This window comes from Bradyrhizobium sp. 142 (genome assembly GCF_023074015.1).
GTDB lineage: Bacteria > Pseudomonadota > Alphaproteobacteria > Rhizobiales > Xanthobacteraceae > Bradyrhizobium.
This window is the reverse complement of record NZ_JADPKQ010000355.1, coordinates 1-6,607: the sequence shown is the minus strand read 5'-3', so window position 1 is coordinate 6,607 and position 6,607 is coordinate 1. Positions and strand designations below refer to the sequence as shown.

Sequence of the window (6,607 nt, the reverse complement as noted above, 5' to 3'; positions counted from 1 at the left end):
TGCGCCTCGTCAATCTTCCAGAGTCGAAAATCCTTGCTCATAGCCCCGCAAAGAATCAGACTCGCCCCAGCTTGACCAGCGACTACTTGGACAGGCTCCACGCAGTAAGACTAGTACGTGCGCGCCGCGCTTGCCATCCCGCGGCTCAGCCACCGGGCGCCGAGGAAAAACCTTCCGCGGTGGTGCGGATGCGGTTGCGACCGAGAATGTAGATCGCACTTGTGACGATCAGAAGCGCGATGCCGAGCAGGATCGAGGTGAGGCCGATCGGGATCAGGGCCAGCGTCAGGTTGCGCTCGGGATTGATGAGCCAATGGTGGATCGAGGTCAGCACGAAGGCGAGGCCGAGAAAGCCCACGCCGCCGCCGGCCAGGAGCAGCGCCCACATCCGGCGCAATTGGCTGAGCCGCTCCCGCGCCACCTCGGTCCGCGGCGCATGATGTCGCGCGACACGCCGGACCAGGCGCAGGGCGAAGGCGATCGAGCTGAAGCCGATCAGGAGGCTGGCGGCGCCCAGCCACATCCGGAGTGTCGGATCCAGATCCGGCATCCGCTGCAGCGTGAGCAGCGGGAAGTCGAAGGCCGAATGCAGCGCGAGCGGGCCCGCCAGCATCAGCAGGCGGCTGGAGAGGCGGGCCCAGTCGCGATGATGACGGTTCGCGCCGAGCGCCGTGCCGGCGCGCGCGATCGTCAGATAGGCGCCCGCGATGATACCGAGCGCGCCGTGGAACGGCACCGTCAGCACGCTGCGGAGGGCCGCAAGCGAGCGCCACATCTCGGCATGCTGGACGAGATAGGCGAGGTTCTCATAGGCCGCAAAGCCGAGGCCGACGGCGGCGCCATAGACCACGGTGTCCATCGGATTGGCGAACGTCCGCCGCTTGGCCGAGGAGACCAGCACGATCGCGATCACCTTCACGGCTTCCTCGGGCAGCGCAACGCCGAACACTGAATGCATCGCGAGCGCCGCCCAGGGATCGTCGGGGGCCGCGATCATCCTGGCGAAAGGCGCGCGGGCCAGGCCCAGCAACGAGATGCTGGCTGCGCCGAGCAGGAACGCGGTCCAGACCTGGGCCGGCGGGCCCGGGCGTTCCTCCGCGGCAATGACAAGCCACAGCATCAGGAGCGCCGGCGCGATGGCGGCAGTTCCGATGACGGTGGGCAGCGCTTCAATCAGGTACATCGCGTCGAAAATAGGTTCCCTTGACCGGCTTATCTACTTCCACCGATGCGACCATGTGTCATGCGCTTGCTGTTCTATCGCTTTAACAAGCGTGACAGCTTCCGTTCATCCGCGTGCTTACCGAGGCGAGAATACCAGCGCAATCAATTGTATGACCGGAGGTGTTCGCTGTCGATCGCAGCAATGGCGCCTCCGGTACGGGATTGCAATTTGCTAGCTGGATCAAGGGAATACGAAGAATTCTTAGATTCAACATGCAGATGGCCTCGCGGCCAATCCAGTGGTTGCATTGTCTGCACGAGGCAACGCCCGACCGGGGAGGGCCCCTGCGGTTTGCCCAATCGGTCTTTACGGGAAAAGCCGGTGTGGTAGCTCGAATCGGCAGTCCCAGCCCGGCCCTTAGTGGGTCGTGAAGGGCGGCCAAGGCTCGGGCGCAACGTCGAAAGCGCCGAGATGGAATTCGTTGTCTGCTTGATCTGGCTCGGTGTGTTGCGCAAGCAGCGTGAAAGCGGCCTGCGGGTATTGCTTCCAGATCATGAGATCGGCGGCCGTGATGGTGAGCCAGCCGAACGTGTACATGTAGCGTCCGGGCTCGGTGACCCGGCCGACCCTGTCCCAGGTGATCTTGTCGACTGCCATTCGGTCCCCCGATCGCAAGTCTGCACATGAACGCCGCGCGAGGCACGGACCCTTAAAGAATGATCCGGCAATTGGGCCATGGCGTGGCAGCAGTGCGAAGGCGAAGCGGCCGGAGGCCTCAGGCGGACTGCTTCAGCGCCGGGCGGACGATCAGGCGGACGAGATCGTCGCGCTGCTGTTTTTCGGCGAATTTTACTGCAAAGCCGCTGGCGAATTTCCGGATGACGCGCCCGACGCAGGCGCCGACTGCGAGCGGCGTTCCGATCGGCGGGTCGAATTCGCAGGATATCGCAACTCCGGCCGTCGAGACGTCGATGATGAAGCAGGGGTGGGTGCTTCCGTCGGCGAGTGTCAGGAATGTATGCGAGACCTGCGGCACGAACCGCGCGTCACGCCGCAGATCTTCGACGCTGGCGTCCTTCTGCTTCTTCTCGAGCCAGGTCAGTTTCTCCGACATCCAGGCGCGCCGCGCCCGGGTCATCTCGAGCTCCATCAGGAAGCCCATCTTCAGGCAGGCAGAGCTCGTACGCCATACGCATGTGCGAAAAGATAGGAGCGTCAGAGCGTTTTGCGAGTCGGGAACAAACGGCAATGCCCCCCGTTCTCACTGTGCTCCGGCTTCAAGCCCCCCTGCAAACCGGTTGACCCCCGGCTCCTGCGCCCCCCGACGCAGGGGCCGTTTTTATCGGAACGATCCGAAAAATGCATCGTTGGCGATCAACGGGGCTCTAGGTTGTTGGGAGATGATGCCCGTGCTCTCTCCGGATCATGTGCTACGTGATTGTCCGAAGTGTCATGCTTGGCCGATGCCCGCCAACTTCATCCACCCGATCTGGCCAATCCAGTCGCCCCAAATTGAGTTTCGGTGTGCAAGATGCGGTCATCAAGAGACCGCGGAGGTCGAAAGCACAGGCGAGATGAAACCCATTAAGAAGCGGCGGCGAAGATGGTCACCTGAGTTTTTCCGGTGACACAGCGCTCAAAGAACTACGCCGGGTAGGCAATCGAACCCGCCGGTTCACGCCGGCGGTGTTTCTCTCCTCTAGTGGGTCGCAACCAGCGCTGCCATGCTGAATGCGAGTACGCAGGCAGCTGCCAAGGACCAGAGCGCTATAGCAATCTCTTTGGGCATGGTCGTGGCCTCCTGACGAAAGCCGCCTTTACCCTTACTGCCGGACGAGCTTAGAGCGCATACCGATCAGCATCGTGTAGGCAAGCCGCCGCCAAATCAGGTTCATTAGGACTAGCATCTTGGCATCCCCCTTATCCGATGCCACCACCTTCGACCCGCTATGTTTCCAGTAGATTTCGCGCGGGGGGCGAAATGGCTTCGCGCCGAGGGTGGGAGGGCAGCCCCGCCGGTTCACGCTGGCGGGCCTTCCTTTGACGTCCACTCCGGAGGCGTCCTCGACTTTTGGCATAGATCGTGCAGGCTAGTTCGCGCCCGGAATTTTGCTAGTTCCTCCCGGGACTTGGAACTTTTATCCGAGGAAATTTTCATGCCATCGACTATTGAACAAATTGTTTCCGCCTACGTTCGGTTGAAAAATAAGCCTGCGTTGGAAGACATGCTTATGCACCGGCGCCAGCTACTAGCTGATGTCCAAAGCAGGACGGGTGTCGATCCAAGGCAATCGGTTCTGGCTCTGCAGGAGGACGTCAAGCTGATCGAAGCAGGGCTAAGGCAGATGGGACAGGATTGATCGGCGGCACGGCTGCGCCTGTCTTCCACCCACTATCGGATCGAGCGCGATGGTGCCTCCAATGCCGCCGCTAAGAAACATGGCCCCCGGTTCACGCTGGCGGGCCTTCTCGCTTACGACAGGCAAGTTAGGATGGCGAGGACCACGTCCGCGCCGAGATCGCCCGAGCACATCGACAAGAAAATGCCGCCACCAAGCACCACTGCAACCAATTGAAGCGCGATCATTTGAGATCCCTCGTTGGTGAGGGAAAGCTACTCTCGGATCGTTTCCGGATTGCTTCGTGCGGAGCAGTGAATGATTTCATTCCGTGCTAAGGGCGATTCTAGCGGTCGGTGCCCGCCGAGCCCAAGGAGCGGGGCCCACGCTCTCATTCCGAGAGTAACGCAACAATCATCGGCGGATCGTCCGGGCTTTCCGAATAGAACAACACGCTCACGGTGAACCATACGAGGATGAGCGCAGCAGCAATTGCAAACGGCCGGAGCCATGTGCGTGAGGGCTTCATGCAATTCAACGGCCGATGTCCCCTCACGGTTTCGGACCAGGGTCGGGTTTCCTTGGGAAATTTACGGGTGGCCGGCGCGCTGCGGCTAGGCCCGCCGGTCGCTGGCGGCTTATTCACAGCTCAACTGGTTGGCGACTGGACTCCAACTTTCATTCCTCTAGGTTGCGGGCGGTTCTCACAACTAAGGAAGTTCGAAATGGCAGACTCCGCACCGGTAGTGCACATCGGCGAAAACTCGCCCGAGCAAGTCGCGTACAAGCTCATGGAAAGGGTTGCCGATGTTGAGCGGAAGTCGTTCCACAACCAACCCAGCTCAGGCTGGACTACCGCCGACCGGAATTGGATTCTCGACACATATGCGGAATGCTTTCAGGCAGCAAAGGGCAAGCGAGCTTTTACCGCTCGATAAGCGGCCCCGCGTATTGGCCAAACGTTGGACACGAAGGGTAGGGCGCCAGCTAAGTCGTTGCTTTTGTTGGCGCTCCCTAGCGGAATCGAACCGCTCTCTCCACCGTGAAAGGGTGGCGTCCTAACCGATAGACGAAGGGAGCAAACGCAGAGCCCCGCCGCTTCTGGCGGCACGGCCGTGGGCCGCACGAGTCTTTGCCAGGCGGCCGCGGCGGGCGAACGTATAGTGGCGTTTGGGCCCGTGGGCAAGCCGTTCGGGAACGGTCTTTTCGGGCGGTGGACAGCTCCGGTCCCGGGATCATTCGGGAGGCGATTTCAACGGTTTATTAGGGTTCCCGGAGCTAGCTGGAATGGGAGACTTTTTCATCCATGCCACCGCCCAAGAAGCGCGCCGACCGTAAATTGCTGTCGCGGCATGCCTGGATCACGCTCGACGGCGGGTTCGCCGCGCGGCATTGCCTGGTGCAGGACATCTCCGCCTCCGGCGCGAAGATCACCATGGACGACGACGCCAGCCAGCTTCCCGGCGTGATCCGGATGGCGTTCTCGCGGGATGCGCGCACCGGGCGGAGTTGTCAGGTCGTCTGGCGCCGCGGCAAATCGGCCGGCATCAAGTTCCTTTGAGATCTGCCGGCGCGACCCCGGATGGCGCGGGGCGCGCGTTTCGGGCTAAAACGCAAACGATGCGCGCAACCATCCTCATCGTCATTTTCCTGGCAACGACCTCCGCGGCCGCGGCCGAGAGCCTGCGCCTTCCTCCCCCCGAGCGGCCGCAGGCCGGCAAGGCCTTGCCGCTGAAGGGCACGAGCGGCAGGACAAAGGCGAACGCCTGCGCCTCGTATGGCCCGCGCTTCGTCATGGTCGAGGGCACCGGCACCTGCGTCGAGATCGGCGGCTCGATCAGCACCGACGCCGCGGTCCGGCGCTGAGCCGCATGACGCCGGACCTGTTGCGGCTCGACCTTGTCGTTCCCGTGCTGATGTATTGCGCGCTGCTGTGGTGGATCGGCCGCGGCCTGAGCTGGACCGCGCGGCTGGCGACCGCGGTCGTGACACTGGCGCTGGTTATCTGCGTGCTGCTGGTCGAGCGCGGCTGGCTCTAGCACCTGCCAAAACAAAAAGTGAAAAACAACCCCATGCACAGTAGCCGCCGCGTGCCGGACGCTTGCTGCAATATCGGGATTCATCACGCTCCCGTTGCAGCTTAAGGCGCACAAGAGCTCACGACATCGGCGGTGCGACGTATTGCGCAAATCCGGCGCGGCGGCCGAGCTCGGCGAGCCACCGCGTCAGGTGCGGCTGCGCCGGCCGGCGGATGCCTTCGACCCCCAGCCAGCGCCGCGCATAGGCGCCGACCGCGATATCGGCGAGCGTGAACTGGTCGCCCTCCATGAAACGGCGCGTGGCCAGCAGCCGATCGGCGATCGCCCAGACCTCCGCGGCCGCATCCGCATCGCGCTGCACCTGGATCATGTCGCGCTCGCCAGGTGCCGTGCGCACGATGCCCCAGAACACCGGGCGGTCGACCGGCTGCACCGTCGACAGCGTCCAGTCGAGCCAGCGGTCGACCGAGGCGCGGCGCTTCGGCGCCTCCGGATAGATCGGAGCGCCGCGTCCATGCGCGAGGCAAAGATAGCGCATGATGGAATTGGATTCCCACAGCACAAAGTCGCCTTCGACCAGGGTGGGGATGCGCGCATTGGGATTCATCGCGAGATACTCGGCCTCGCGAGTCCTGCCGTAACTCATGCCGGCGTCGATGCGCTGATAGGGCAGGCTGAGCTCGGCGAGGCACCACAGCACCTTCTGCACGTTGACCGAGTTGGCGCGGCCCCAGATCGTCAGCTGTGTGTCCGGCATCTTTATCCTCCCGCGGCATTTTTCGGTGTCGTAGATCCTATGGGGTGGCAGGTGGTCAGGGGTAAATTGAGTTTGTGACCACCAACTCACCCTGGAGGATCAACGATGCGTACTGATCACACTGACGCACCCGCCGGAAGCGAGTATGCCACGATTTACTTGGCTTTCGAACTGAGCAAAGCGAAGTGGCAGCTGGGGATAATGATGCCGGGCCGAGAAGATGCGTCGTTACCGGATCGATGGCGGGGACATGGCGGCGCTATCTGGCGTGCTTTTGCGGGCTCGAGGGAAGGCCGCGCAGGAGGGC

At 62.6% G+C, this 6,607-nt stretch carries 8 protein-coding genes, 1 tRNA gene and 1 pseudogene; 5 read left to right on the top strand and 5 right to left on the bottom strand.

Features of this window, described 5'->3' with window-relative positions:
- Positions 1 to 145: 145 nt before the first annotated feature.
- From IVA82_RS33015 to IVA82_RS33005, 3 genes and pseudogenes are all read right to left on the bottom strand, one after another.
- Positions 146 to 1,183 carry a PrsW family glutamic-type intramembrane protease gene (locus IVA82_RS33015; RefSeq protein ID WP_247387376.1) on the bottom strand — a complete coding sequence of 346 codons (1,038 nt, stop codon included), beginning with the start codon at positions 1,181 to 1,183 and terminating at the stop codon, positions 146 to 148.
- Positions 1,184 to 1,582: 399 nt separating this feature from the next.
- Positions 1,583 to 1,822, bottom strand: coding sequence for a hypothetical protein (locus IVA82_RS33010; RefSeq protein ID WP_247387375.1), 240 nt, complete (start codon positions 1,820 to 1,822; stop codon positions 1,583 to 1,585).
- 118 nt (positions 1,823 to 1,940) lie between these two features.
- Positions 1,941 to 2,342: pseudogene (locus IVA82_RS33005) on the bottom strand (PilZ domain-containing protein); the annotation flags it as partial.
- Between the two features lie 979 nt (positions 2,343 to 3,321).
- On the opposite strand from IVA82_RS33005, the gene IVA82_RS33000 reads away from it, so the two are divergent.
- Together IVA82_RS33000 and IVA82_RS32995 are read left to right on the top strand one after the other, a co-directional pair.
- On the top strand, positions 3,322 to 3,525 hold the full coding sequence (locus tag IVA82_RS33000; RefSeq protein ID WP_247387374.1) for a hypothetical protein: 204 nt from the start codon (positions 3,322 to 3,324) through the stop codon (positions 3,523 to 3,525).
- A gap of 704 nt (positions 3,526 to 4,229) precedes the next feature.
- Complete coding sequence (locus tag IVA82_RS32995; RefSeq protein WP_247493701.1) at positions 4,230 to 4,442, top strand: hypothetical protein; 213 nt, start codon at positions 4,230 to 4,232, stop codon at positions 4,440 to 4,442.
- Between the two features lie 67 nt (positions 4,443 to 4,509).
- On the opposite strand, the gene IVA82_RS32990 is transcribed toward IVA82_RS32995, so the two are convergent.
- Positions 4,510 to 4,584 (bottom strand) — tRNA-Glu (locus IVA82_RS32990).
- A 226-nt stretch (positions 4,585 to 4,810) separates the two neighbouring features.
- Between IVA82_RS32990 and IVA82_RS32985 the strand changes: the two genes are divergently transcribed.
- From IVA82_RS32985 to IVA82_RS32975, 3 genes are read left to right on the top strand one after another with little or no spacing between them, the layout of a single operon-like run.
- Positions 4,811 to 5,065, top strand: coding sequence for a PilZ domain-containing protein (locus IVA82_RS32985; RefSeq protein WP_247387373.1), 255 nt, complete (start codon positions 4,811 to 4,813; stop codon positions 5,063 to 5,065).
- A 59-nt stretch (positions 5,066 to 5,124) separates the two neighbouring features.
- Positions 5,125 to 5,370 carry a hypothetical protein gene (locus IVA82_RS32980; protein WP_247387372.1) on the top strand — a complete coding sequence of 82 codons (246 nt, stop codon included), beginning with the start codon at positions 5,125 to 5,127 and terminating at the stop codon, positions 5,368 to 5,370.
- Positions 5,371 to 5,375: 5 nt separating this feature from the next.
- A complete protein-coding gene (locus tag IVA82_RS32975; RefSeq protein ID WP_247387371.1) occupies positions 5,376 to 5,543 on the top strand; it encodes a hypothetical protein in 168 nt (55 codons plus the stop codon).
- A 118-nt stretch (positions 5,544 to 5,661) separates the two neighbouring features.
- Here the strand turns inward: IVA82_RS32975 and IVA82_RS32970 are convergent, their stop codons facing one another.
- Positions 5,662 to 6,300, bottom strand: a complete 639-nt coding sequence (locus IVA82_RS32970) for a glutathione S-transferase (protein ID WP_247387370.1) — start codon at positions 6,298 to 6,300, stop codon at positions 5,662 to 5,664.
- Positions 6,301 to 6,607: the final 307 nt, after the last annotated feature.

What these genes read in the sequence shown, in the direction of transcription:
- IVA82_RS33015 (WP_247387376.1), bottom strand. Translation starts at nt 1,183, where the DNA reads ATGTACCTGATTGAAGCGCTGCCCACCGTCATCGGAACTGCCGCCATC.
- IVA82_RS33010 (WP_247387375.1), bottom strand. Translation starts at nt 1,822, where the DNA reads ATGGCAGTCGACAAGATCACCTGGGACAGGGTCGGCCGGGTCACCGAG.
- IVA82_RS33000 (WP_247387374.1), top strand. Translation starts at nt 3,322, where the DNA reads ATGCCATCGACTATTGAACAAATTGTTTCCGCCTACGTTCGGTTGAAA.
- IVA82_RS32995 (WP_247493701.1), top strand. Translation starts at nt 4,230, where the DNA reads ATGGCAGACTCCGCACCGGTAGTGCACATCGGCGAAAACTCGCCCGAG.
- IVA82_RS32985 (WP_247387373.1), top strand. Translation starts at nt 4,811, where the DNA reads ATGCCACCGCCCAAGAAGCGCGCCGACCGTAAATTGCTGTCGCGGCAT.
- IVA82_RS32980 (WP_247387372.1), top strand. Translation starts at nt 5,125, where the DNA reads ATGCGCGCAACCATCCTCATCGTCATTTTCCTGGCAACGACCTCCGCG.
- IVA82_RS32975 (WP_247387371.1), top strand. Translation starts at nt 5,376, where the DNA reads ATGACGCCGGACCTGTTGCGGCTCGACCTTGTCGTTCCCGTGCTGATG.
- IVA82_RS32970 (WP_247387370.1), bottom strand. Translation starts at nt 6,300, where the DNA reads ATGCCGGACACACAGCTGACGATCTGGGGCCGCGCCAACTCGGTCAAC.